This is a genomic window from Streptomyces sp. CoH27 (genome assembly GCF_020181035.1).
Lineage (GTDB): Bacteria > Actinomycetota > Actinomycetes > Streptomycetales > Streptomycetaceae > Streptomyces > Streptomyces camelliae.
The window spans coordinates 60,641-84,375 of record NZ_JAIQYY010000010.1 but is presented as its reverse complement, the minus strand read 5'-3'; the positions used below and the strand labels follow the sequence as shown (position 1 = coordinate 84,375).

At 72.7% G+C, this 23,735-nt stretch carries 24 protein-coding genes; 11 read left to right on the top strand and 13 right to left on the bottom strand.

Going from position 1 to position 23,735, the window contains the following annotated elements:
* Positions 1-4 precede the first annotated feature (4 nt).
* A complete protein-coding gene (locus LE548_RS17855; RefSeq protein WP_225097861.1) occupies positions 5-310 on the top strand; it encodes a DUF6415 family natural product biosynthesis protein in 306 nt (101 codons plus the stop codon).
* A gap of 372 nt (positions 311-682) precedes the next feature.
* Positions 683-1,879, top strand: a complete 1,197-nt coding sequence (locus LE548_RS17850) for a methyltransferase domain-containing protein (RefSeq protein ID WP_225097860.1) — start codon at positions 683-685, stop codon at positions 1,877-1,879.
* Here the strand turns inward: LE548_RS17850 and LE548_RS17845 are convergent.
* On the bottom strand, positions 1,849-2,490 hold the full coding sequence (locus tag LE548_RS17845; protein ID WP_225097859.1) for a flavin reductase family protein: 642 nt from the start codon (positions 2,488-2,490) through the stop codon (positions 1,849-1,851). The two genes, LE548_RS17850 and LE548_RS17845, sit on opposite strands and share 31 nt — an antisense overlap.
* A gap of 82 nt (positions 2,491-2,572) precedes the next feature.
* On the opposite strand from LE548_RS17845, the gene LE548_RS17840 reads away from it, so the two are divergent.
* Positions 2,573-3,490, top strand: a complete 918-nt coding sequence (locus tag LE548_RS17840; RefSeq protein WP_225097858.1) for a hypothetical protein — start codon at positions 2,573-2,575, stop codon at positions 3,488-3,490.
* A 1-nt stretch (position 3,491) separates the two neighbouring features.
* Here LE548_RS17840 and LE548_RS17835 read toward each other — a convergent pair whose 3' ends face one another.
* The 3 genes from LE548_RS17835 to LE548_RS17825 form a co-directional block, all read right to left on the bottom strand.
* The gene (locus LE548_RS17835; RefSeq protein ID WP_225097857.1) at positions 3,492-4,286 is read right to left on the bottom strand and encodes an enoyl-CoA hydratase/isomerase family protein; all 795 of its coding nucleotides are present in this window, start codon (positions 4,284-4,286) and stop codon (positions 3,492-3,494) included.
* Complete coding sequence (locus LE548_RS17830) at positions 4,277-6,499, bottom strand: acetate--CoA ligase family protein (protein WP_225097856.1); 2,223 nt, start codon at positions 6,497-6,499, stop codon at positions 4,277-4,279. The genes LE548_RS17835 and LE548_RS17830 overlap by 10 nt, the downstream gene beginning before the upstream one ends.
* 118 nt (positions 6,500-6,617) lie before the next feature.
* Positions 6,618-7,796, bottom strand: coding sequence for an NAD(P)/FAD-dependent oxidoreductase (locus tag LE548_RS17825; RefSeq protein WP_225097855.1), 1,179 nt, complete (start codon positions 7,794-7,796; stop codon positions 6,618-6,620).
* 210 nt (positions 7,797-8,006) lie between these two features.
* Here LE548_RS17825 and LE548_RS17820 point away from each other — a divergent pair, with 210 nt between their 5' ends.
* The 3 genes from LE548_RS17820 to LE548_RS17810 are packed head-to-tail and all read left to right on the top strand — an operon-like array spanning position 8,007 to position 9,802.
* Positions 8,007-8,456, top strand: coding sequence for a DoxX family membrane protein (locus LE548_RS17820; protein ID WP_225097854.1), 450 nt, complete (start codon positions 8,007-8,009; stop codon positions 8,454-8,456).
* On the top strand, positions 8,456-8,851 hold the full coding sequence (locus tag LE548_RS17815; RefSeq protein ID WP_225097853.1) for a Zn-ribbon domain-containing OB-fold protein: 396 nt from the start codon (positions 8,456-8,458) through the stop codon (positions 8,849-8,851). Before LE548_RS17820 ends, LE548_RS17815 begins: the two co-directional genes overlap by 1 nt.
* A gap of 18 nt (positions 8,852-8,869) precedes the next feature.
* The gene (locus tag LE548_RS17810; RefSeq protein WP_225097852.1) at positions 8,870-9,802 is read left to right on the top strand and encodes a GNAT family N-acetyltransferase; all 933 of its coding nucleotides are present in this window, start codon (positions 8,870-8,872) and stop codon (positions 9,800-9,802) included.
* Here the strand turns inward: LE548_RS17810 and LE548_RS17805 are convergent.
* The 4 genes from LE548_RS17805 to LE548_RS17790 all read right to left on the bottom strand — a co-directional run bounded on the left by LE548_RS17805 (position 9,799) and on the right by LE548_RS17790 (position 13,846).
* Entirely contained in the window at positions 9,799-10,476 is a 678-nt protein-coding gene (locus tag LE548_RS17805; RefSeq protein WP_225097851.1) for a pyridoxal 5'-phosphate synthase, read from the bottom strand. The genes LE548_RS17810 and LE548_RS17805 overlap by 4 nt on opposite strands.
* A gap of 77 nt (positions 10,477-10,553) precedes the next feature.
* Entirely contained in the window at positions 10,554-11,981 is a 1,428-nt protein-coding gene (gene tnpB / locus LE548_RS17800) for an IS607 family element RNA-guided endonuclease TnpB (RefSeq protein ID WP_225097850.1), read from the bottom strand.
* 26 nt (positions 11,982-12,007) lie between these two features.
* A complete protein-coding gene (locus LE548_RS17795; protein ID WP_225098127.1) occupies positions 12,008-12,583 on the bottom strand; it encodes an IS607 family transposase in 576 nt (191 codons plus the stop codon).
* Between the two features lie 90 nt (positions 12,584-12,673).
* On the bottom strand, positions 12,674-13,846 hold the full coding sequence (locus tag LE548_RS17790; protein ID WP_225097849.1) for an acetyl-CoA acetyltransferase: 1,173 nt from the start codon (positions 13,844-13,846) through the stop codon (positions 12,674-12,676).
* Positions 13,847-13,941: 95 nt separating this feature from the next.
* On the opposite strand from LE548_RS17790, the gene LE548_RS17785 reads away from it, so the two are divergent.
* Both LE548_RS17785 and LE548_RS17780 read left to right on the top strand, forming a co-directional pair.
* Positions 13,942-15,408, top strand: coding sequence for an acyl-CoA dehydrogenase family protein (locus tag LE548_RS17785; protein ID WP_225097848.1), 1,467 nt, complete (start codon positions 13,942-13,944; stop codon positions 15,406-15,408).
* Positions 15,405-15,935, top strand: a complete 531-nt coding sequence (locus tag LE548_RS17780) for a nitroreductase family deazaflavin-dependent oxidoreductase (RefSeq protein ID WP_225097847.1) — start codon at positions 15,405-15,407, stop codon at positions 15,933-15,935. The genes LE548_RS17785 and LE548_RS17780 overlap by 4 nt, the downstream gene beginning before the upstream one ends.
* 27 nt (positions 15,936-15,962) lie before the next feature.
* Here LE548_RS17780 and LE548_RS17775 read toward each other — a convergent pair whose 3' ends face one another.
* Entirely contained in the window at positions 15,963-16,583 is a 621-nt protein-coding gene (locus tag LE548_RS17775) for a LysE family translocator (protein WP_225097846.1), read from the bottom strand.
* Positions 16,584-16,665: 82 nt separating this feature from the next.
* On the opposite strand from LE548_RS17775, the gene LE548_RS17770 reads away from it, so the two are divergent.
* Positions 16,666-17,118, top strand: coding sequence for an Lrp/AsnC family transcriptional regulator (locus LE548_RS17770; protein ID WP_225097845.1), 453 nt, complete (start codon positions 16,666-16,668; stop codon positions 17,116-17,118).
* A gap of 74 nt (positions 17,119-17,192) precedes the next feature.
* On the opposite strand, the gene LE548_RS17765 is transcribed toward LE548_RS17770, so the two are convergent.
* Positions 17,193-17,840 carry a TetR family transcriptional regulator gene (locus tag LE548_RS17765; protein WP_225097844.1) on the bottom strand — a complete coding sequence of 216 codons (648 nt, stop codon included), beginning with the start codon at positions 17,838-17,840 and terminating at the stop codon, positions 17,193-17,195.
* A 122-nt stretch (positions 17,841-17,962) separates the two neighbouring features.
* Here LE548_RS17765 and LE548_RS17760 point away from each other — a divergent pair, with 122 nt between their 5' ends.
* Both LE548_RS17760 and LE548_RS17755 read left to right on the top strand, forming a co-directional pair.
* Positions 17,963-18,715, top strand: a complete 753-nt coding sequence (locus LE548_RS17760) for a VOC family protein (RefSeq protein WP_225097843.1) — start codon at positions 17,963-17,965, stop codon at positions 18,713-18,715.
* A 178-nt stretch (positions 18,716-18,893) separates the two neighbouring features.
* Entirely contained in the window at positions 18,894-21,236 is a 2,343-nt protein-coding gene (locus LE548_RS17755; protein WP_225097842.1) for a PQQ-binding-like beta-propeller repeat protein, read from the top strand.
* A 138-nt stretch (positions 21,237-21,374) separates the two neighbouring features.
* On the opposite strand, the gene LE548_RS17750 is transcribed toward LE548_RS17755, so the two are convergent.
* The 3 genes from LE548_RS17750 to LE548_RS17740 are packed head-to-tail and all read right to left on the bottom strand — an operon-like array spanning position 21,375 to position 23,727.
* Entirely contained in the window at positions 21,375-22,163 is a 789-nt protein-coding gene (locus tag LE548_RS17750) for an enoyl-CoA hydratase/isomerase family protein (RefSeq protein ID WP_225097841.1), read from the bottom strand.
* Complete coding sequence (locus LE548_RS17745; RefSeq protein ID WP_225097840.1) at positions 22,160-22,570, bottom strand: Zn-ribbon domain-containing OB-fold protein; 411 nt, start codon at positions 22,568-22,570, stop codon at positions 22,160-22,162. The genes LE548_RS17750 and LE548_RS17745 overlap by 4 nt, the downstream gene beginning before the upstream one ends.
* Positions 22,571-22,572: 2 nt before the next feature.
* Positions 22,573-23,727 (bottom strand): lipid-transfer protein, encoded by a 1,155-nt coding sequence (locus tag LE548_RS17740; protein ID WP_225097839.1) that lies wholly within the window; start codon positions 23,725-23,727, stop codon positions 22,573-22,575.
* Between the last annotated feature and the right edge of the window lie 8 nt (positions 23,728-23,735).

Here is a 23,735-nt window from a genome sequence, read left to right as displayed (position 1 = left end):
GACGATGCGTGCCACCGCGCGGTGCGCCCTCACCGAAACCCTCTCCGAGGACGACCTGGACACGCTCACTCTGACACTTCGCGGACACATGCAGCTCCTCGTCCCCGAGGTTGAGGCAATCGCGGAACGGGAGCCGAAGGACAGCGCCCCGCGGTACTGCGCCCGGGCCTGTGTCGCAGAGGCGCGCAGGAAACTGCGGATCGGTGACGGCTGCACACCGGCTGTTCGCGTCGCGGTGGCGCAGAGACTCGCCCGCAGCGTCAACGCCCTGTGCGACCACTACGAGAACCTTCGTGCCGCGCAGCGATGAGCGCCCGGCCATGAAGGAGATCGCCGGCCTGCTCGCGTACGTTGCGATCGTCTCCGCCCCGGTCCTCGCCCTGGTGCTGGCGTGGACGCGCGGCTGACGCACCCCCATGGCGACCGCAGGGTCAGGGTCGCGGACTCCCGCCCCCGGCTGAGGGGCGGGTCGCATGACCTCGTCGGCGCTGTGCCTGACGGGTTCGGGACAAGTCAAAGGAGGGTCCGAGGATGACGATGACCATGACGGGACCGATCGTGTGGAACGGGGGTGACGGGGCAATGGCAGCGGTGAGGACAATCTTCCCGGGCAGCCCTGGACGCCGCCCCCGCCACCACCCCCCGACGGCGAATCACCGCCCGGAGACGGGAAGCACCGCAAGTGACGCTCACACCTGAGCAGGACGGCCGCGCCAGTGACGAGCTGGCGCGGTACCTCCTGGACACCGCAGCCCTGACGCCCGCGTGGGCAGAGGCGTTCAGGGCCGTACCGCGTGCGCTGTTCCTGCCGGACCTCGTCTGGGCGTACGACATGCCCACCGGCCGCAGTGTCCCGGTCTCCCGAGCCGACGATGCCGAAGGGTGGGAGCGAGCCGCGTACGCGAACGTTCCGCTCGTGACCCAGTGGGACGACGGCCGGCACACCGGCACTGAGCCGGGGACCGTGCCGACCAGTTCTGCGAGCATGCCGTCCGTCGTGGCCGCGATGCTGCGCGATCTGGACGTGAGCGACGGCATGCGGGTGCTTGAAGTCGGCACCGGTACCGGTTGGAACGCCGGACTGCTCTCGCGTCGATTGGGCAGCTCGCACGTGGTCAGTGTCGAGATCGACGCCACGGTGGCCGAGCGTGCCCGCGCCGCGTTGAAGCGTGCCGGACTCGACCCCGAAGTGGTCCACGGGGATGGCCGGGACGGATGGTCGGAGGGGGCGCCCTATGACCGCGTGATCGTCACGGCAGGCGTGCGAGCTGTCCCGCCGTGCTGGTCGGAGCAGACCCGGCCGGGTGGAGTTGTCCTCGCCCCATGGGGCACCCACTACAGCGACCAGGACGCCCTGGTCCGGCTGACGGTGGGTGAGGACGGCCAGGCGTCCGGGCCGTTCCTGCGTTTGGTCGATTTCATGAAGCTACGTGCTCAGCGCCTCGACTGGGACCAGTTCCGCGGACACGTCCATGAGTTCCCCGGGGACACAGACGAGTCGTTCACGCGGCTCACTCTGGCGGACTTGGGGGGCCGTTACACGACCGCCCGGTTTGTGACAGGCCTGTGTGTGCCGGACTGCGCCCACGTCGTCAACCAGGCCAGCCGGACGGACCAGACGGACGAGGGGGCCGGGAGGGCTTGGTTCTTCGACCTGAGGAGCCGGTCATGGGCCGCCGTCGAGTTCCGTGGCAGCGAACCGGACGCCACGGTCTACCAGTCCGGGCCGCGCCGTCTGTGGGACGAGGTGGAGCGGGCCCTGACATGGTGGGCGGAGCGAGGCAGGCCCGACCTTGACCGGTTCGGTCTCACGGTGGGGCGGGACGGCGCCGCCCGCGTGTGGCTTGATCATCCGGCGGACGTGCTGCCGTTCGCCTGACCCCGGGACGGCCCCGGCCCTCCGTCGAGGGCCGCGAACCGCCCCCGGTGGAACAGCAGCGGTTCGCCGTCCCCGGCCGCGCCGAGGGCGTCCACCCGGCCCACGACGATCAGGTGGTCGCCCCCGGTGTGGACGGCGTGGACGGTGCAGTCGATCCAGGCGACCGCGCCGTCCAGCCGCGGTGCCCCGGAGACGGGCGCCGCGTCGTACGCCACCCCCGCGAACTTGTCCGCGCCGCTCACCGCGAAGGCCCGGCACAGCTCACCCTGGCCGGCGCCGAGCACGTTGACACAGAAGACGCCGGCGCGGGCGATGCGCGGCCAGGTGGTGGATGTACGGCCCACCAGGAAGCAGACCAGGGGCGGTTCGAGGGAGAGGGAGGAGAAGGACTGGCAGGCGAACCCGGCGGGGCCCGGCTCGTCCGCGCCGGCCGGGGCGGTGATGACCGTGACCCCGGTCGCGAAGTGCCCCAGTACCCGCCGGAACTCACCCGGCTCCACCGACGCCCGCTCACCCTCCCGGACGCACCGCAACTCCGGCCGCGGCAACGGCTCCACGGCCCTCGGCCTCAGATACCGGACTGCGGCGGCCGCCGCCCCTGCGTGTCCCATCACGCCCTCCATTGAAGCTGACAGTCCGTCAGATGGGAAGCCTGCCGGAGTGCCCCGTACCGGCGGCTCATAGGGTGCGATCATGGGGTGGGAGAACGTACGCGACGAGGGCCGGGCCGCGGACCGGGCGCTGCGCAGTGAGGTGGCCGCGGCGATCCCGGTGAACGCGGCGCAGTTGCCCGCGGCCGGGCTGCTGTGGCTCCTTTGGAGTGTCACCCAGGACCAGTACGGCGCGGGCACCGGCGGTGCCTTCGGGCCGGCGCTCCTGCTGATCTTCGCGCCGCTGCTGCTCCCGCTGCTGGGCCTGTTCGCCTCGCTCGTGCTGACGCTGCCCGCGGCCCTGCTCGCCCGGCCGGCGCTCCGCCGGTACGGCGGTCCCGAGTGGGCCTGGCGGCTCGCCGGAGCGGTGGCCACGGCCGTCGGCTGGGGCGCGGTGACGGCGGCGCTGTGGCACTGGCCGTTCGCCACCACGGCCGCGGTCCTCAGCGGCCTCGGCGTGCTGCCCGCGCTCGCCCTCCCCTACGTCCGCACGCGTACGTGGTCGCAGTGGGGCCTGTGGTGGCGCTCGGCACTCGCCTGCGCCGGCCTCTTCGCCCTGGCCCTCGGCGGCGGGCTCGGGGCCGTCGCGGCCGGCCTGATCAAGCAGTACGAGCCGCCGAAGCTGACCACCGCCCAGCTGGCCGGGGTCTGGCACGGCCCGAGCGGGGCCGTGCTGCGGCTGTACCCGAGCGGGCGCGCCGAGGCCACCAGGCTGCCGGCCGAGCCGTCCGGGGGCGAAGGGGCCGCCACGGACGTCGTCCTGTGCGACGGCCCCGGCAGCTGGGAGCCCGGCCCGGCCCCCGACGGCACCAAGCGCGACGGCGTGCTGCTGAAGCTCGACCGCTCCTGCGGCGAGGACACCCACTGGTCGATCAGCGGTACCGAGCACGACCCCGAACTGTTCGTGCTCTTCGGCGATCCGGACGCGGGCACGCTGTGGACGCTGAAGCGGAAGACCTGACTCACCGCCCCCGGAACTCCGGGCTGCGGCGCTCCGTGAACGCCCGCAGGCCCTCCCCGGCGTCCGCCGTCGTCATGTTCACCTCCTGCGCCGCGGCCTCGGCGGCGAAGGCGGCCGAACGGTCGGCGTCCAGGGAGGTGTTCACCAGCTGCTTGGTCAGGGCCAGGGCCCGGGTGGGGCCGGAAGCCAGGCGGGTCGCCCATTCCCGTGCCGTCTTCGCCAGCTCCCCGTCCGGCACCACCCGGTTGACCAGCCCCAGCCGTTCCGCCTCCGCCGCCGGAACCGCGTCCCCGAAGAACATCAGCTCCTTGGCCCGCTGGGGGCCCAGCAGCCGGGGCAGCAGATAGGCGCCTGCGCCGTCCGGTACGAGTCCACGTCGTACGAACACCTCGATGAAGCGGGCGGATTCAGCGGCCAGCACCAGGTCGCAGGCGAGCGCGAGATGCGCGCCGAGCCCGGCCGCCGTACCGTTCACGGCGGCGATCACCGGCTTCTCGCAGTCCAGCACGGCCGCGATCAGCCGCTGGGCGCCGAGCCGGAGGGTGCGGGCCACATCACCGGCGACGCGCTCACCGGCTCCCGAACCGCCACTCCGCAGGTCCGCGCCCGCACAGAAGCCGCGTCCGGTGCCGGTCAGCACCACCGCCCGGGTCTCCGGGTCCGCCGAGGCCTGCGCCAGCAGTTCGATCAGCCGGTCCCGCAGCGCGGGCGTGAGGGCGCCCAGCGCCTCGGGGCGGTCGAGGGTGAGGTACGAGACGTACTCCCGGACCTCGTGGCGGATCCCGCTCACCGGCACACCACCAGCGCGTCCAGTGCCACCGCGCCTTGCCCCCGGGGCAGGACCAGCAGCGGGTTGATGTCCAGCTCGGCGATCTGGTCGCCGAGTTCCAGTGCCATGCGCTGGACCCGCAGAACCACCTCCACCAGCGCGTCGCGGTCGGCCGGCGGGCGGCCCCGGACGCCGTCCAGCAGGGGGTGGCCGCGGAGTTCGGCGAGCATGGCGTGGGCCTGGTCCTCGCCGAACGGCGGGACGCGGACCGCCGTGTCGTGCAGGACCTCGACCAGCACCCCGCCCAGGCCCACCGTCACCGTCGGGCCGAACAGGTCGTCGTGCGTCGCGCCCACGACCATCTCCACGCCCTGCTCGACCATCTGGCACACCAGGATCCCGTCCAGCGAGACCCCCTCGTAGCGGGCGATGTCCATCAACTCGCGGTAACCGTCACGGACTTGGCTGGCTGACGTCAGGCCGACCTTCACCAGGCCCAGTTCGGTCTTGTGGGCGATCCGGGCACCCGAGGCCTTCATCACCACCGGGTAGCCGATCTGGGCCGCGGCCCGTACGGCAGCCGCCGCGCTGGTCACCAGCTGCTCCCGCGGGACCCGGATGCCGTAGGCGCGCAGGAGCTGTTTCGCCGCGTGCTCGCTCAGCTGCCGGCCCGGACGCATCAGCGCCTGCGCCTTGCGGAAGGAGGGCGAGGGCAGGCGCGGGGCCTCGTCGAAGGGGGAGCGGTAGTCGCGCACGAAGCGGTGGTGGTCCAGCCAGGCGCGGACGGCCGCCAGACAGTTGCCGACCGTGCGGAAGGTCGCCACGCGCGAGGAGCCCAGCAGGGTCTCCCGGTACGCCGGCTCGGTGCCGACCGGGGAGCCCCACACCACGCACACCAGCTTGTCCGTCTCCTCGGCCGCCGCGACCAGGTCCGCCACCAGCTTGTCGCTGAGCGGCGGGAACGGGCCGGTGACCGGGCAGATCAGGACCCCGACCGCCGGGTCGGCGAGCAGCGCGTCGATGATCTTCCGGCCGCGCGCGTCGCCGACCGGGTGTCCGCCGTTGTCCACCGGGTTGGCCACGCTCAGGTACTCCGGGATCCACTGGTGCAGCTCGGCCTGCCGCTCGTCCGACAGCCGCGGCAGGCGCAGCCCCAGGCCGGCCGCCAGGTCGGCGACGTGCGCGCCGGTGCCGCCGGAGATCGAGTAGACCGCCACCCCGTCCGCCAGGGGAGCCCGCGCCCGCGCCAGCAGGGCCGCGGTGTCCTGGAGTTCGTCGAGCCCGTCGACGCGTACGACGCCGTACTGGCGCATCGCCGCGTCCACCACCGCGTCGGCGCCGGTGAGCTTGCCGGTGTGCGAGGCGGCCGTACGGGCCCCGGTCTCGGTGCGGCCCACCTTCACCGCGACCACCGGCACCTTGCGGCGGGCGGCGCGGTCGGCGGCCAGCAGAAAGGCGCGGCCGTCCTTCAGGCCCTCCACATAGGCGGCGATGGCGCCGACCTCGGGCTGTTCGGCGAAGTAGGAGATGAAGTCGGCCGTCTCCAGGTCGGCCTCGTTGCCGGTGGGCGCCCAGTGGGAGAGGCGGATGCCCAGCTCCTGGAGGGAGAACACCGGGCGGCCCTGGTGGCCGGACTGGGTGATCAGCGCGATCGCCGGGCCGTCCAGGTCCTCCCGGAAGCGCTCGAAGGCGTTCAGGTTGGTGTTCGGGCCGAGCAGGCGCAGACCCGAGCGGCGTACGGCGTCCGCGAGCCGCTCCTGGGCCTCGGCACCCGCCTCGCCGGTCTCGGCGAAGCCGGCGGCGAAGGCGACCGCGAACTTCACCTTCGCGTCGGCCAGCTCCTCGATCACCGGCAGCGGGTCGGCCACCAGCAGGACGGCCAGGTCGACCTGGCCGGGCGGCAGTTCGGCGACCGAGGCGGCGCACGGGATGCCGAACACGGACGGCCGGGTCGGGTGCACCGGATGAACCCGCGCCCCCACCCGCTCGGCCCAGGCCAGCAACTGCCGGGTGATCCCGGTGTTCGGCCGGCCCTCGGTGTCCGAGGCGCCGATCACGGCGACCGACTCGGGCCGGAAGAAGCGGGCGAGGTCGGGGACGTCCGCGTACAGCGGGCGCCCGCTGACGTCGAGGTCGTCGACCCGGTCGTGGACGACGGGGCCGGGCCGCTGCTCGCCGCAGGCGATGACCCGGGCCCGGCGGGAGTCGGTGGTGAGGGTGCCGTGGGTTGATCCAAGCATCGGTCCGCCCGCTCCTGTGAGACAGCACAAGTAAACTGACGCAGTGTCAGATTACTGAACTGACGCAATGTCAGGAACTGGTCGGACGTTCAAAGTTACCGACGGGTGCGCACCCCTGTCATCGAAGATGCTTGGCCACCGTCTTCGCGATCTTCCCGGCGTCCAGCGCCATCTCCCGGAACATGCCGCTGATCGGATTGGTGAAACCGGTGAAGTACAGACCGGGCGCCTGCGCGGGCGCCCGGCCGCCGTGCACAAGGGGTCTGCCGCGGCCGTCCAGCACCCCGAGATGCCCGACCAGCCCCTCCAGCGCCCGCGTGTACCCGGTCGCCGCGATCACCGCGTCCGGCTCGATCCGGCTGCCGTCGGCGAGGACCACCTTCCCGTCCTCGAAGGACTCGACGGCGGCCACGATCTCCACCCTGCCCGCGCGCACGGCGTCGATCAGGCCGACGTCCTGCACCGGGATCGCGCCCTGCTTCACCCTGCTGTACAGGCCGGTGTCCGGGCGGGGCAGTCCGTGGGCCGTGAGGTCCGGCATGGTCGCCTTCGCGAACGGCCCGGCCAGCCGGTCCACGAGGCCCACCGGCAGCCGTCGTACCAGGATGCCCGTGTACTGGGCGGCCCAGCCGAGCGTCGAGCGGCGCAGGATGTGCGGGGTGGTGCGCACGGCCAGCCGCACCCGCGCCGCCCCGCCCTCCACCAGGTCGACGGCGATCTCCGCGCCGGTGTTGCCGATCCCGACGACCAGCACGTCCCGGCCCGCGTACGGCGTGGCGTTGCGGTAGCGGCCGGCGTGCAGCAACTGACCGGTGTAGTCGTCGCGGCCCGGCCAGTCGGGCAGCAGCGGGGTGTGGTTGTAGCCCGTGGCGACGACCACCGCGCTGCCGGTCAGCTCGCGTCCGCCGGAGGCGTGCAGCAGCCAGCCGGTGCCGTCCGCGGCGCGCTCGACGCGGAAGACCTCCACGCCGGTGACGATCTCCAGCTCGTGGTGCTCGGCGTACTTCTCCAGGTAGCGCACGACGTCGTCCCGGCGGACCCAACGCCCGAACTTCCGGGGGATCTTCAGGCCCGGCAGCGCGGACAGCCGCCGGGTGGTGTGCAGCCGGAGACGGTCGTAGTGACCCCGCCACGAGGTGCCCACCCGGTCCGCCTTCTCCAGGACCACCGCCCGTATGCCCCGCGCCCGCAGCGCGTACGCGGCGGCCAGACCGCCCGGCCCGGCGCCGATGACGTAGACCGGGCGGTCGGCGGGCGTGGCGGAGAGCTGTGTGGAAGCGGAACGGGAGTCGGCCATGCTCGGAGCGTAATCACCCACCCGGTTGATGGGTCTCGGTCAAGACCGGAATTGGTTGCGGATTGATCACGTGTGTGGAGATGTGCTCGCTACAGGTGACGTAGCCCACATGGATCCGGAGGGAACGTGTCGGGGTGGGCCGGCCGCCCCTTCTCGGTGCAATGGACTCACGGGTGGGCTTTACGCAGTATCTGACGTACCGTCAGATCCATGGACTCCATAGGGCTGGACGGCGTTCACTGGCTGGCGGTGCTGCGGATCGGGCTCGGGCTGTGGTGGCTGGAGAGCTGGCGGCACAAGGACAAGAAGGCGTGGTTCGAGCGGGGCAGCGGCATCGCGTGGGCGGCGGAGATCGCGGAGAAGCACCGCTGGGCGCCGGTGCGCAGCGGCTTCGAGGCGACGGTGAAGCCGCATCCGAAGCTGATGGCGTACATCGTCGCCTACGCCGAACTCTCCCTCGGCCTCGGCCTGATCCTCGGCTTCCTGACCCCGGTCGCGCTGATCGGCGGCCTGCTGCTGAACGCCGTCTACTTCGTGCTGATGATCCACGACTGGGCGGAGCAGGGGCAGAACTCGATGATGGCGCTGATCTCGCTCGTCGCCTTCTTCGGCATGGCCTGGCAGAGCTGGTCGCTGGACGCCTGGCTGGGGTGGTTCTGATGCGGGACGTGCGGTACGACGTACCGGAGCCCGACGCCTTCACGCGCCCGTACTGGGAGGCCGCCGCGGAAGGGCGGCTGCTCATCCGCCGCTGCGGGGCCTGCGGCCGGGCCCACCACTATCCGCGCGAGTTCTGCCCGCACTGCTGGAGCGAGGACGTGACCTGGGAGGAGGCGAGCGGCCGGGCCACGCTCTACACCTGGTCCACGGTCCACCGCAACGACCTGCCGCCCTTCGGCGAGCGCACCCCGTACGTCGCCGCCGTGGTCGATCTGGCGGAGGGGCCGCGGATGATGACGGAGCTCGTGCACTGCGCGGAGGGCGCGCCGGCGGCGGGGATGGCGCTGCGGGTGACGTACCGGGACGGAAAACCGGTGTTCGAGCCCGGCGGCTGAGCCCGATCATCGGTACGCATGAGCCCCGAGAACTGGTATCTCACCGACGACCTCGACGAGTTCCTCGCCCGCGCGGGCGACTTCCTGAGCTCCCGCCCGGCGTTGCACACGGTGCCGCTGAGCGTGACGGAGGCGCTGCGGCGCCGCGGACCGCACGCCTTCGGTGCCGAGGATCCCGTCTTCGGCATCCTGGACGACGGCACGGTCCGCGCGGTCCTGGTCCACACCCCGCCCTTCCACCTCCACGTCACCACGCTCACCCCCGGGGAGGCCGACGCGCTCGCTGCCCGGCTGGCCGAGCAGGCCCATCCGGTCCCCGGGCTCTCCGGCCCGCGCGAGACGGCTGAGGCCTTCGCGGCAGCCTGGCAGCGGCGCAGCGGTACGGCGGGCACGCTTACCCAGCGCCAACGGCTCTACAGACTGGACGAGTTGACCGCCCCCGAGCCCCGGCCCGAGGGGCGGGCGCGGATCGCCGGGCCCGCCGACCGCGAGCTGCTGATCCGCTGGAAGCGCGCGTTCGACGGGGACACCGGCCACGGTCCCGGCCAGGACCCGGCCGGGTGGGCCGACGCCCGCATCGCCTACGGCGGCATCACCCTCTGGGAGACCCCGGACGGCACCCCGGTCTCCTTGGCCGGCGTGACCCCGGAAACCGCGGGCCAGGTCCGCGTCGCCCCGGTCTACACCCCGGCCGAGCTGCGCGGCCGGGGCTACGCGGGCGCGGTCACGGCGGAGGTGAGCCGGGCCGCGCGGGAGGCGGGCACCGCGGAGATCCTGCTCTTCACCGACCTGGCGAACCCGACGAGCAACGGCCTGTACCAGCGCATCGGCTACCGGCCGGTGGCGGACTTCGCGGTGTGGAGGTTCGGGGACCGAGGGGAGCCGCAGCCGCAGGGACACGGCACCCACGGAGTCAGTGCGTCGTGGTGTGCGGGCCAGGACGGCGTCTAAGGCCACAGCAGTGTCCTGCTCCAGCCGAACTCCGTGCTCCGGTACTCCAGCCGCACGTGCCGCCGGTCCGGATCGCCCTGGAAGAACTCCACCGTCTCGGGGCGCAGCCGGTACAGGGTCCAGGTCGGGGACGGCTCGGCCGGGTTCAGGCGGGCCCGGTCCCAGGCCGCCTCCGACGCCCGCCGCAGCTCCTCCACCGAGGACAGCTCCTCGCTCTGCCGGCCGGTGAGCGCCGCGGCCAGCGCGCCCGCCGAGCGGGCGTGCAGATCCGCCTGGCTCTCCGCCGAGGGCGCCGCCGTCACCGGCCCGCGCAGCCGCACCTGACGGCCCAGCACCGGCCAGTAGAAGGCCAGGGCCGCGTACGGGCGGGCGGCCAGGGCGTGGCCCTTGCGGCTGGTGCGGTGCGTGGCGAAGGCCCAGGCGTCCGGGTCGGCGCCGTGCAGCATCACGATCCGTACGTCGGGCCGCCCCTGGTCGTCCACCGTGGCCAGCGACATCGTGTGCGGCTCCGGCTGCCCGGCCGCCACCGCGTCCGCGAACCAGCTGGTGAACAGCGGGAGCGGGGTCGGCGGGGCCGTGTCCGGGTCGAAGGGTCGTAGCTCGGTCGCCTCAGGGGCCCAGACCCGCAGGGACCGAAGCAGCTCGTGGAGATCGTCGTGCTGTGCTGCTGCCATGGGGTGAGTATCGCCGTTACCGAGGCCGTAGTCAGGTCTCGGCATTCCGGGCACTTCGGCCTGGAAGGTCCGTCTCATCACCAGAGCGTGAGGGCTTCGGCTTGAGTACGGTCTCTCGCTTCCTCCCGCCGCTGCCGCGGCAGGGTTGCGCCACCTGCCCGCCCCGCCTCCGCCTGGTGGCGGGGGCGGGCGGCGCGGGTCTTCTGGTCGGCTCCACGAGGCTTTGACACCATCTGTGCGGTGTCCTGGTCTCCGGCCACTCCGGTACCAGTGATGCAGGCCGCTGCGAGGGCGGCGAGGTTGAGCGCGGCGTTGTCGTCCCGGTCGATGACCAGGTGGCAGGCGTCGCATTCGTAGGTCCGGACGTGCAGCGGCAGCTTGGCTTTCACCGCGCCGCACCCGGAGCAGGTCTTGGATGATGGGTACCAGCGGTCCGCGACCACGATGCGGGTGGCGTGGCGCTGGCGGGTCTTGTAGTCGAGCTGGCGGCGGATCTCGCCGAATCCGGCGTCGGCGATCTGGCGGGCCAGGCGCCGGTTGCGGAGCATCCCGGCGACGTTCAGGTCCTCGATCACGACGGTGCCGTACTCGGCCGCAACGCTCGTGGTGACCTTGTGCAGTGCGGCCTCGCGGAGGTTCGCGACCCGGTGGTGCACGCGGTTGCGAGCGGCGTTGGCCTTCTCCCACCGGCGGGAAGGCTGCTGTCCGGTCCGCCGGTCGGGGCCCTGGCGGCGGGAGACGACGCGGGAGGCGCGGCGCAACTGCTTGCGCGCCCGGTCGTAGTGCCTCGGGTTGGCGACGGTGCGGATCTCGCCCGTGCTGTCGGCCGTCACCACGAGGGTCTTCACCCCGAGGTCGATGCCGACCGCGACGTCTGGGCGCGCCACGGGCTTGAGGTCGCGCTTGACCTCGACCTGGAAGGAGGCGAACCAGCGTCCGCGTTCGTACCGGACGGTCGCGGACAGGATGCGGGCGGTCCCGGTCTGGACGCGGGCGAGGAGCTTGACGGTGGGCTCGTGGGTGCGGATGGTGCCGAGCCGGGGCAGTGTGACATGTCGGCCGTCGCTGTCGACACGGATCGTGCCGGTGGTGAACCGGCAGACAAGGCGCGCCTTCCGCTTGGCTTTGAATCGCGGCGCACCCATCCGGGCGCCCTTGCGTTTGCCGTTCTTGGACTTCGCGTAGTTGTCGAACGCGGCCGACGCGTTCGCCAGCCCGGTGTTGTATGCCTCCTTGGAGTTCTCCTCCCACCACGCGGCGAAGCGCGGGTCGGTGTGCTTGGCGGCATTGAACGCCTTCCGCAGCGACGGCAGCGACCACGGGCGCCACTCGGTCTGCTCCGCCTCACCGATGCCGTACGTCTCCTCCGCCCGGCGCTGCCTCCAAGAGGCGGTCACCCAGCCGACAGCCCAGTTGTACGCGGCACGGGCGGCACCGCAGTGCGAGCGGAACGCACTCTCCTGGGAGGCGTTCGGGTCGAGGGCGAACCGGTACGCCTGTACCACGAACCCTGGCTGTGGCTGAAACTTCTTCACTCGGTGGCCTCGCCCGTCGCTACGGCCACCGCGCGGGCGGCCCGGTTCTTCGCCGCCCGACGCCCGTACAGACGCGCACACATCGACGTCAGTACCTCGGTGATGTCGCGCACCAGGTCATCGGCAGTCTCGGTGCGGTCAAGGACGACCAGGCGCCGACCGGACGCGTACAGTGCGGCTTCGAGGTATTCGACGCCGAACCGGGCCAGCCGGTCCCGGTGCTCGACCACGACCACAGTGGCGGTCGGGTCGGACAGGACCCGGTGCAGCTTGCGCCGACGCCCGTTCAACCCGGATCCCACCTCAGTGACGACCTCGGCGACGGCCAGGCCCAGCCCGTTCGCGCCGGCCACGACCCGGGCCGCCTGCCGGTCCAGATCGGCCTTCTGGTCGGCGGAAGGCACACGGCAGTACACCACCACCCGCCCGGACGGTTGGACGGCGGGCTCGTCGACCAGCCATGTCCCGGACGGCGCCTGGCGGACAGGAACGGGCATCTTCCCGTCCTTCACCCACCGCCAAGCGGTCCGGTAGCTCACGCCTTGCAGGCGCGCCCACTCCGAAAGCTTCAGAGGATCAAGATGCACGACTAAGAATGACTGTGAATGACTAGAAAATTTGTTGAGCAGCTGCCACCCCAACGCTTACCCCGCTCACGGCCCTCACTCCCGCCCCAGTACCACCGTCCCCGACGAGCAGAACCAGCCCCCGGTCCCGGAGGCGACCCCCAGCCGGGGCACGTCCCCGTCCCGGCCGCGCACTTGCCGCTCACCGGCCTCGCCGCGCAGCTGCCGTACCGCCTCCACCAGCAGGAACAGCCCCCGCATGCCGGGGTGCTGGGCCGACAGGCCGCCCCCGTCCGTGTTCACCGGCAGCTCCCCGCCGCGCACCAGCAGCCGGCCCTTCTCCACGAACGCCCCTCCCTCGCCCTTCCCGCAGAAGCCCAGGTCCTCCAGGGTCACCAGGGTCATGTAGGTGAAGGCGTCGTAGATCTCCGCGAAGTCCATCTCCGACGCCCGCACCCCGGCCCGCCCGAAGGCGAGGCGGCCGCTGACCGCCGCCGGGGAGACCGTGAAGTCCGGCCACTCGGACATCGCCGCGTGCGAGGTGTGCTCGCCGGTGCCGAGGATCCAGACGGGGGCCGTACGGCAGTCCCGCACGTACTCCTCGGCCGCCAGCAGCACCGCCGCGCCGCCGTCCGAGCGGATGCAGCAGTGCAGCTTGGTGAAGGGGTCGGCGATCATCGGGCCGGACAGGACGTCGTCGACCGTGATCGGGTCGCGGAACATGGCGTCCGGGTTGAGGGCCGCGTTCGCCCGCGCCTGCACGGCAACCTCCGCCAACTGCTCGATGGTCGTGCGGTGTTCGATCATGTGGCGGCGGGCGGCCATCGCGTACTTGGCGATCAGGGTGTGGCCGTAGGGGACCTCGAACTGGAGGGGGCCGCGCGCGCCGAAGGAGAGGGTGCCGGTCCTGCGGCCCGCCTTGATGTCGGCGCGGGCCGTGGAGCCGTAGACGAGGAGCACGGCATTGGCGTGGCCCGCCGCGATCGCGTCCGCCGCGTGCGCCGCCATCACCTCCCAGGCCGAGCCGCCGACCGAGGTGGAGTCCACCCAGGTCGGACGCAGGCCCAGATACTCGGCGACCTCGACCGGGGCCAGCGTGCCGAGGCCGGCGGAGGCGAGGCCGTCGACCAGCGTGCGGTCCAGTCCGGCGTCCGCGAGGGCACGGCGGGCCGCCTGCGCGTGCAGGGTGTACGGCGTCGCGTCGGCCACGCGTCCGCAGTCCGACAGCGCCACTCCGACCACGGCGACTTTCCGGCTCCCGGGCGTCATGCGGTCCTCCGTCCCCTGTGCATCTCGCTCCGCCGCTTCTAATATGACGGTCCGTCAGATCCGAGGGAAGAGGCAGGAAGAGGCAGGGCAGAGCCATGGACACGCGTCTCACCGCCGAGCAGGACGAAATCCGCCGTACCCTGCGCGAACTCCTCCGCAAGCGCTGCGGCCCCGAGGAACAGCGCGCCGCCCTCGACGCCCCCGCCGGACACGACCCCGCCCTCTGGACCGCCCTCGCCGGCTGGCTCGGCCTGCCGGGGCTCGCCCTGCCCGAGCGGTACGGCGGGGTCGGCTGCTCCGTCACCGAACTGGCCCTCGCCTGCGAGGAGGTGGGGCGGGCGCTCGCCCCCTCCCCGCTGCTCGCCACCTCCGTGCTGGTGGCGCCCCTCGTGCTCACCCTCGGAACGGAGGCCCAGCGCGCCGCACTGCTGCCCCGGCTCGCCGCCGGCACCCTCACCGCCGCGCTCGCCGTACCGGGAACCGACCTCGCCACCGCGCTCGCCCTGACCGGCGGGAACGAGCGCTACGTCGCCGGCGGCGGGCGGGCCGGGGGCGTCCAGGCCCGGCGTACGGCGGACGGCTGGCTGCTGTACGGGCAGGCCGAGCAGGTGCTGGACGGGCACAGCGCCGGGCTGCTGCTCGTCGCCGCCCACACCGGGGGCTTCGCCCGCTCCCGGACCCGGCTGTACCTGGTGCCGGGCGACGCGGCGGGCCTCACGCGCACCCGGCAGACCGCGCTCGACGCCACCCGCCCTCAGGCGCGCGTCCAACTGCGCGATGTCCGCGCCGAGTTGCTGGGCGAGGAGGAGGCGGAGGTGCTGCCCGCGCTTGCCGTGCTCGGGGACTCCGTGGCCGCGGTGCTCGCCTGCGAGGCGGTCGGGGCGGCCGGGCGGGTGCTGGAGCGGACCGTGGAGTACGTCGGGCGGCGCGAGCAGTTCGGGCGGCCTGTCGGCTCCTTCCAGGCGGTGAAGCACCGGTTGGCCGAGGTGTATGTGGCGGTGCAGGGGGCGAGGTCGGCCGCGTACTACTCCGCGTGGGCGTCGGCGTCCGCCTCGGCTTCGCCTTCGGCGTCCGGGCCGTTCCCACCCGCACCGCCCGTGCAGCTCCCGTCTCCGGGTGCGGATGGCCCCCGTGGGGCGTCCTCGGGGGCGTCCTCGCCGTCGGCGGCTTACGGGCCGTCCGGTCCGGCTGGTGCGTCCGGTCCGGCGCCGACGGCGCTCGCCCAGGCCCGGGAGGCCGGAGCCGCTGGGCGCGCCCACACCCCGGAAGCCCGAGTCGCTGGGCCGGCCCTCGCCCCGGATGCTGGAGCCGGTGAGCTCGCCCACGCCCCGGAAGCCGGAGTCGGTCGGTTGGCTCTCGCTCAGGCGTTGGAGGCGCTACGGTTGGCCGCTGGTGAGGGGATCCAGTTGCACGGCGGGATCGGGTTCACCTGGGAGCATGACGCTCACCTGTACTTCAAACGGGCGGCCGGTGACGAGTTGCTGTTCGGGCCACCGCACCGGCTCCGGGACCGGGCCGCCGAGACCGCGGGGCTGTTCGGGCACGGGGAGGTGGCGGTGTGATCGGCGTCCGGTTGGTGCAGAAGGTGTCCTCGACGCGCGGGTTCGCGAAGGTCGCCCCGCATGTGATCCCGGCACTGGACCGGGCCGTCCACCGGCTCACCCGGGGCAGGGTGCTGCTCAGTGCCCAGATGCTGCCCGGGGTGATCCTCACGTCGACAGGCGCCCGCAGCGGGCTGCTCCGCAGGACTCCGCTGGCCTGTATGCCGGAGGAGGAGGGAAAGAGCTGGGTGCTGATCGGCTCCAATTTCGGGCGGGCCGGTCATCCGTCCTGGACCCACAATCTGCTGGCCCACCCGGATGTCTCCATCAGCTGGAAGGGACGGGACATCCCGGTCACCGCCCGGCTGCTCACAGGGGAGGAGCGGGCGGCGGCCTGGCGGGCGGCCCTCGCGTTCTGGCCGCCGTACGCCGCGTACCAGGAACGGGTGACGCGGGAGATCCGCCTGTTCCGGCTGACGATCAGGCAGGCGCCCCAAAGGGGCGCGGGGAACTGCGCGAGCAACCACGACGGTGCCGCAGACGCCTGACGGCATTTCGCGGCACCCCCTGCGGAGCTACAGCGTGGCCAAGCGCTCCGCCAGGAGCACCGCCCCGATCCCCAGCATCGCCGCCCCCGACGTACGCGTCACCGCCCGAGCCGCCGCAGGCCGCGCGGCGAGCAGGGCGCGCGCCAGTACGCCGACCGTGAGGTACACGGCCGCGCAGCACGCCATGTGGAGCAGGCCGAGGGCCGCCGTCTGCACGGGGACGGGCAGGTGGGTGCCGCGCAGGGTGAGGAACTGGGGGAGGACGGAGAGGTAGAGCAGCAGGCCCTTGGGGTTCAGGCCGCTGATCGTCGCGCCCCGCAGGAACAGCCGTCCCTCCCCCGCCTCCGGGGCCTCGTCCGCACCCGGCACGGCCGGCCGCCGCAGCACTCCCCACCCCAGCCACAGCAGATACCCGGCGCCCGCGACCGTCAGCGCGGTCAGCAGCCTGGGCGAGCCCGCGACCAGGACCGCGAGGCCCGCCGTCGCCAGGGCCGTGTGCAGGGCGTACCCGGAGACCAGCCCCGCCACCGCGCGCGGTACCGAGCGGCCGCGCAGGGCGGCGGCGATGACGTACGCCCAGTCGGCGCCCGGCACGCACACCAGCAGCAGGTCCACGGCGAGGAAGGAGAAGAGCAGTCCGGAGTCCATGCTGGGGACATTAGGCGTGAATGGCCCGAAAGTGTTCCCGGAATTTGCCCGGTCGCCGCCACTTCGGGGGAAGATTTGCCTCATGGACGACGTGGACCGGAAAATCCTTGCCGAGCTGCAGCAGGACGGGCGGCTGACCGTGACCGAGCTGGCCGCGCGGGTGCGGCTGAGTGTCTCGCCGTGTCACCGGCGGCTGCGCGAGCTGGAGCGCTCCGGTGCCATCGAGGGGTACCGGGCGGTGGTGGACCCGGCCGCGCTCGGGCTGAACTTCGAGGCGCTGGTCTTCGTGTCCATGCGGCAGGAGGACCGGGACACGGTCGCCGAGTTCGAGCGGGCGGTCAGTGAGCTGGAGCACGTCCTCGACGCCCAGCGGCTGTTCGGCGAGCCCGACTATCTGCTCCGGATCGCCACCGCCGACCTCGCCGCCTTCCAGCGGCTGTACGACGACCGGCTCGCGACCCTGCCGGGTGTGCAGCGGCTGACGTCGACGCTGGTGATGAAGCACGTCGTACGGGACCGGCCGCTGCCCGCGTAGCACGGCAGGCGGCAGCTCACCTCGGTGAACCACCGCCTGCCAGACAGGACTTGGTGAGTAAAGGGGCCCGGGGCCTACTTCGTCGGCTTCTTGCCCGTCACGCCCAGGTGGACCAACAGGGCGAGGTTCGGTTTCAGTTCGGCCTGCTTCACGCCCCAGGACTGGAAGCCCTTCTGGTGGGCCGCCACGGCCGCGAGCATCGCGACCAGTGAACCGGCCACCGCCGCGGGGTTCACGTCCTTGTCGACCCGGCCCTTGGCCTGGAGTTCGGCGATGGAGTCCGAGAGGGAGTTGTTCACCGAGTTCAGGATCTTCATCCGGATCTTGTAGAACCGTTTGTCCCCCTCGGCCGCGCCGAGATCGACCACGCGCAGGATCGCGTCGTTCTTGCGCCAGAACTCCAGGAACCCGTCCACGAGTTCCTGCGCGGCCGTCCACCCGGACTTGCCGGCCCAGGTGCGTCCGGCGACCAGTTCGGTCAACCCGGCGCCCTCGGCGGCCATTTCCTCGGCGATCTCCAGGACGGCACCTTCAACGTCCGGGAAGTACTGGTAGAAGGTCGCGGGCGAAGTGCCTGCTTTCCGGGCGACATCGATGACCTTGACGTCCCGGTACGGGGAGGAGCTGAGCATCTCGCTGAGGCAGTCGAGCAGCTTCTGCCGGGTCGCCTGCCCACGCCGGCCGGCCACGCGGCCGTCGACGGTACGCACTTGTCCTGTCATGCCGTCAGCTTACCGAGGGGTGATCGGAGCGCGATTCGGCCGACTGCAAATGGGGTGCATGGGCGCTCTGAGGGTGGTGTGCCTGGTCTGCGGGGTGCGCGCGGCCCGGTTACTTTGGCGACATGGCCGAAAACAGGGCATCCGGGAATGAAGAGACCCAAGAGGTCGGGGAGACCTACGGGGAGGGTGTGCCCTGCTGGGTGGACGCCCAGCTGCCCGACGTCGAGGCGGGCAAGCGGTTCTACGGTGAGCTCTTCGGGTGGACCTTCGAGGAGGCGTACGGCTCCTCGGTGTGGGCCCGGCTGGACGGGGAGCCGGTCGCCGCGCTGGCGCACAAGACCGACGGCCGGATGCCCACCGTCTGGACGGTGTACTTCGCCACCCCGGATGCCGAGGCGCTCGCCCGGCGGATCACGGCGGCCGGCGGACAGCTCGTGATGGCGCCCACCGCACTGGACGACCTGGGCACGGCCGCGCTCGCCGCCGACCCCGAGGGGGCGGTGTTCGGCCTGTGGCAGCCCGGCCGGCACCGCGGTTTCGGCCGCCGGCGCGCACCCGGCACCTTCGTCTGGGCCCAGCTGTACACCCGCGACATCGCCACCGCCAACATCTTCTACGGCGGCCTCTTCCACGAGGCCCTCTTCGGCCCCGGTGCCGCGCCCGACTTCGGGCGCTCCGACGTCATCGAGGTCTTCCCGGCCGAGATGCCCCCGCACTTCCTCGCCCACTTCCGGGTCACCGATCTCGACGACGCCCGCGGGGCCGTGCAGCGGCTCGGCGGCCGGGTGCAGGCACCACCCTTCGAGACGTCGTACGGATGGGTGGCCGTCGTCACCGACAATCAGGGGGCGTCGTTCGCACTGCTCCAGCGGTGATCCGTCCGCTTTGATGGGATTAAGTGGAAGACACCCCGATTTTTCACCGGGTTCGCAACCAGCCGCCCGGCCAGGAAGAATCAGGGTGCGTGCCGCCATGGCGGTGCGGTGGTGAGACGCTGCACGTCGGTCGCGTACATATGGGGTGGCGCGACCAGTACGGGGAGGTGGCAGGCAAGTGGATCAGCTGACGCAGCACGATCCGCGGCGGATCGGGCCGTTCGAGGTGCTGGGCCGGCTGGGCGCCGGCGGCATGGGGCTGGTCTATCTCGCGCGCTCGGCGTCCGGCCGGCGCGTGGCGATCAAGACGGTGCGCACCGAGCTGGCCGAGGACCAGCTCTTCCGCGTCCGCTTCACCCGTGAGGTGGAGGCGGCCCGCGCGGTCTCCGGGTTCTACACGGCGGCCGTGGTCGACGCCGACCCCCGCGCCCCCGTCCCGTGGCTCGCCACCGCCTACGTCCCCGCGCCCTCCCTCGAAGAGATAGTGAACGACTGCGGGCCGCTGCCGGCCCAGGCCGTGCGCTGGCTCGCGGCGGGCGTCGCCGAGGCCCTCCAGTCCATCCACGGCGCGGGCCTCGTCCACCGGGACCTGAAGCCCTCCAACGTGCTCGTGGTCGAGGACGGCCCCCGGGTGATCGACTTCGGCATCGCGTCGGGTGTCTCGAACACGCGCCTGACCATGACCAACGTTGCCGTCGGCACCCCCGCCTACATGTCCCCCGAGCAGGCCAAGGACTCCCGCAGCGTCACCGGCGCCAGCGATGTCTTCTCCCTCGGCTCCATGCTGGTCTTCGCGGCCACCGGCCACCCGCCCTTCCATGGCGCCAACCCGGTCGAGACCGTCTTCATGCTGCTGCGTGAGGGCCCGGACCTCACCGGCCTGCCCGACGAGCTGCGGCCGCTCATCGAGGTCTGCATGCAGATGGAGGCCTCGGCCCGGCCCTCCCCGGCCGACCTCCAGGCCCAGCTGGCACCCCACCTCTTCGGCTCCGGCTCCGACGACAGCGGCACCGCCTCCGCCTGGCTGCCCGAGAAGGCCGTCGCCCTCATCGAGTCCCGCCGCGGCGGCGGCCGCCCCACCGCCAAGCCGGCCCCGGCCGGCACCGGCGGCCGGGGCAGTGCCGGCCGCTCGGCAGTCCCCCCGCCGCCCTCCTACGACCCCCCGGTCCCGCCTGTTCCTGTCGGCGCCCCCGACACCGGGCCGGTCCGGCTGGCCGGCGCCCCGGTGCCCATCGGCCCCGGTCCGCGCGTCGCCGACGCCCGCGCCGCCGCCGTCAAGGCGCCCCCGCCGGAGGCCGGCCTGGTCGCCAGCTGGTCCCGCCCGCGCCCCGGCCTGGCCGGCGCGGACCCCGCCGTACCGCCGGTGCCGCCCCAGCCCCCGGAGACCGCGGCCGGCTGGCGCCCCTGGCGTTTCCGCATGTCGAACGACGTCTGGGGCACCCCTGCCGTCGCCGGCGACCTGGTCTACGTCACCTCCTTCGAGGTGCACGCCCTGGACGTGGCCACCGGCCGGCGCCGCTTCAAGACGCGGGACGTCGCCTGGTCCATGGCGGTGGCGGACGGCCGTATCCACGCCTCGGACGGCCCGACCCTGTTCGCCCTGGACGCCCGCGAGGGCACCGACCTGTGGCGGCTGTCGACGGACGCCTGGGTGTACTCCCTCAAGGCCGACCATGGCACGGTCGTCACCGGCACCCGGGGCGGCGGCGCCCAGGCCTGGGAGGCCGCGACCGGACAGAAGCTGTGGGAGATCAGCGGCTGCCAGACCGACTTCGAGTCCCCCGAGGCGGGCCCGCTCGTCCACGACGGCACGGTCTACGTCTGGCAGGACGCCCGGCTGCGCGCCCTGGAGGCCCGCACCGGCGAGGAACGCTGGTCGTACCCGGTCGGCGACGCGGCCTCCTGCGGCGGCGTCCCGGTCCGCCTCACCCCGGCGCCCGACGGCTACGTCTACGTCTCCGCCGGCACCCGGGTCCTCGCGATCGAGGCGGCGAGCGGCATGGTCCGCTGGCACTTCGAGGCCCCGGCGGTCTTCCTCTCCCCGCCCGCCTTCACCCCGGGCCCGGCGGTCACGGGCGGCGGGGTCTACCTGGCGGACTACCTCGGCACGGTCTACGCCCTCGACGCCACCGACGGCCGCGACCGCTGGCGCATCGCGACCGAGGCGCGCTCCTCCATCGACCCGGTCCTGGTCGCCGCAGGCCATGTCCACGTGGGCAGCGGCAAGGCCCTGTACACCCTGGACGCGGTCACCGGCACGCCCAAGTGGCGCTTCCAGGCGGGCGGTGACGTCGTGGGCGCGCCCGCGGTGGCCGAGGGTCGCATCCACTTCGGCTCCACGGACCACCTGCTCTACACCCTGAAGGCCGACGACGGCCGCCTGCGCTGGAAGCTGGCGACCGGCGGCGAGATCACCGGCTCCCCGGTGGTCCAGGACGGCGTGGTGTACGCGTGCAGCAAGGACCGGTGCGTGTACGCGCTGGACGCGGAGAAGGGGACGGGCACGGCACGGACGGCGTGACGCCGGGATGCGCGAAGGGGGCGCGTGCCGGTGTGTGCGTGACGGCCGTCGTACCGGTTGTCACGGAAGGGGGCTCCAGACGGCGGCCGTCCCAGGCCTGACGCTACCTTGGGTGCCCGCTCTCCGCCATGTGGTCACTCACCGTATCCGGGGCGTGTTCCGGTCCCTGCCCCGGAACAGCTCCGCCTGCCGCTCGGCCGGCAGATTCCCCAGCGCGATGAGATGCGGCGCCTGCGCGAAGGCCTGCGCGAGGCCCGCCTCCCTGGCCGCCCACAGGGCCCGCACGGTCCCCTGCACGCCCTCCGCCGGATACCCGGCGATCACGGCGGCGCACCGCACGGCGGCCTCCAACGCCCTGCCCTCCTCGCTGACTTCGGAAACCAGCCCCACCTCGTGGGCCCGCCGCGCGGAGATCCGCTCGGCGGTGCCCATGAGCATCATCCGGGCCACCTCCCCGTACGGCATCCGCGCGGCCAGCAGCATGGACTCGTAGGCGCTGACCATCCCGTACGTCGTATGCGGATCGAAGAACACGGCCGTCGGGTCGGCGACGACGAACTCACACTCCCCGAGCAGATAGAAGGCACCCCCGCAGGCCATCCCGCGCACGGCGGCCACGACCGGCTTCCACAGGTCGTTCGCCTTCGGCCCGATCCTCAGCAGCGGATCGTCCTGCATGTACGGCGACGACGGCTGCGGTACGACGACGTCCCGGTCGATCCCGGTGCAGAACGCGCGCTCGCCGCTCCCGGTGAGCACGACCGCCCGCACGGAGTCGTCGAAGCGCAACCCCCGCCACACGTCGGCGAGTTGCCCGGCCATCTCCAGATCGACGGCGTTGAGCCGCCCCGCCCGGTTCAGGGTGACGACGGCGACCCCGCTGTCCTTGTCCTTCTCGACGGCGACGGGGCTCACGACGGGGCTCACGCGAGCACCCACTGCGGCAGCCCGCCCTCCGGGAAGACGACACGCACCCGAGCCCCGATCCGAATCCGCTCCGGATCGAGGGAGTTGAGAGGGGCCCCGGCATGGCGGACGAGATTGCCCACGAGCCGGATGCGCGGCGCGTCCTCCAGCTCCACCACGACGACGGGGTACGGCGCCTGTGCCGCGTAGTCGGGCAGGAGCGGCGGATGCGGCACGACGTACGACCACACGCGCCCGCGTCCGCTGGTGAGCCGCCACTCAGCTGCGAAGGACCGGCAGTGCGGGCAGCAGGGCCGGGGCGGAAAGCGGAGCTCACCGCAGTCGGCGCAGGCCTGGACGCGCAGTTCGCCCTGGGCGGCGTACTCCCAGAAGGGCGCGCCGTCGGCGTCGGTGACGGGAGTCAGCATCATCAACTCCTCAGCAGAAGAGCGGAGGTGGGAACGCCTTCACCGGCGGTGACGAGGCAGGTGGCGGCACCGGGCACCTGGGCCGTACTGGTGCCGCGCAGCTGCTTCACCCCTTCATTGATGAGGTTGAAGCCATGGACGTAGGCCTCGCTGAGCCCGCCCCCGGAGGTGTTGAGGGGCAGCCGCCCCCCGATCTCCAGGGCCCCTTGCTCGGTGAACGCACCCCCCTCCCCGCGCCCGCAGAAGCCGTACCCCTCCAGCGAGAGCGGGACGAGCGCGGTGAAGGCGTCGTAGATCTGCGCCACGTCCACGTCCTCCGGCGTGAAGTCGGCGTGCTTCCACAGCTGCCGGGCGGCGGTCCAGGCGGGGCCGGTGAGGGGGTCGTCGTTCCAGTAGTTGACCATGCCGTGGTGCTGGGCGGGCAGCCCCTGGGCGACGGAGTGGACGTAGACGGGTTTCCTGGCGCAGTCCCGGGCGCGCTCTCTGGACACGAGGACACAGGCGAGGGCGCCGTCGGTCTCCAGGCAGTTGTCGAAGAGGCAGAGGGGCTCGCTGATCCACCGGGAGGTCATGTACATCTCGCGGGTCAGCGGCCGTTCGTACATCACGGCGGCGGGATTCTGGTTGGCGCGGTTCCGGCAGGCGAGGGCGACGTTGAACAGATGATCCCGGGTGGCGCCGTACTCGTGCATGTACCGCCGCGCCAGCATGGCGATCTCATCAGCGGGCCGCAGCAGCCCGAAGGGCCGGGTCCACTGGGCGGGCGTGGGCAGCTGGACGGCGGTGTTGGTCCAGGGCCGGGGCCCGCTGCCCCGCTTCCGCGACCGCCACGCGACGCCCACTGAGGCCTGCCCGGAGGCGATGGCGCCGGCGAGATGCGCGACGGTCGCACAGGACCCGCCTCCTCCGTATCCCGCCTTGCTGAAGAAGGTGAGATCCCCGAACCCGACGGCCTTGGCCAGCTCGACCTCGTCGGTCTCCTCCATGGTGTAGGAGGCGAGGGCGTCGACCTCACCGGGCGCGATCCCCGCGTCGTCGAGCGCGGCGAGGACGGCCCGGCAGGCCAGCGTCTTCTCGTCCTCCGGAAGGCGCTTGGCGAACGAGGTCTGCCCGATCCCGACGATGGCGGTGGCGTCCTTCAGCCCGGCGACTGCCATGCCGTCCC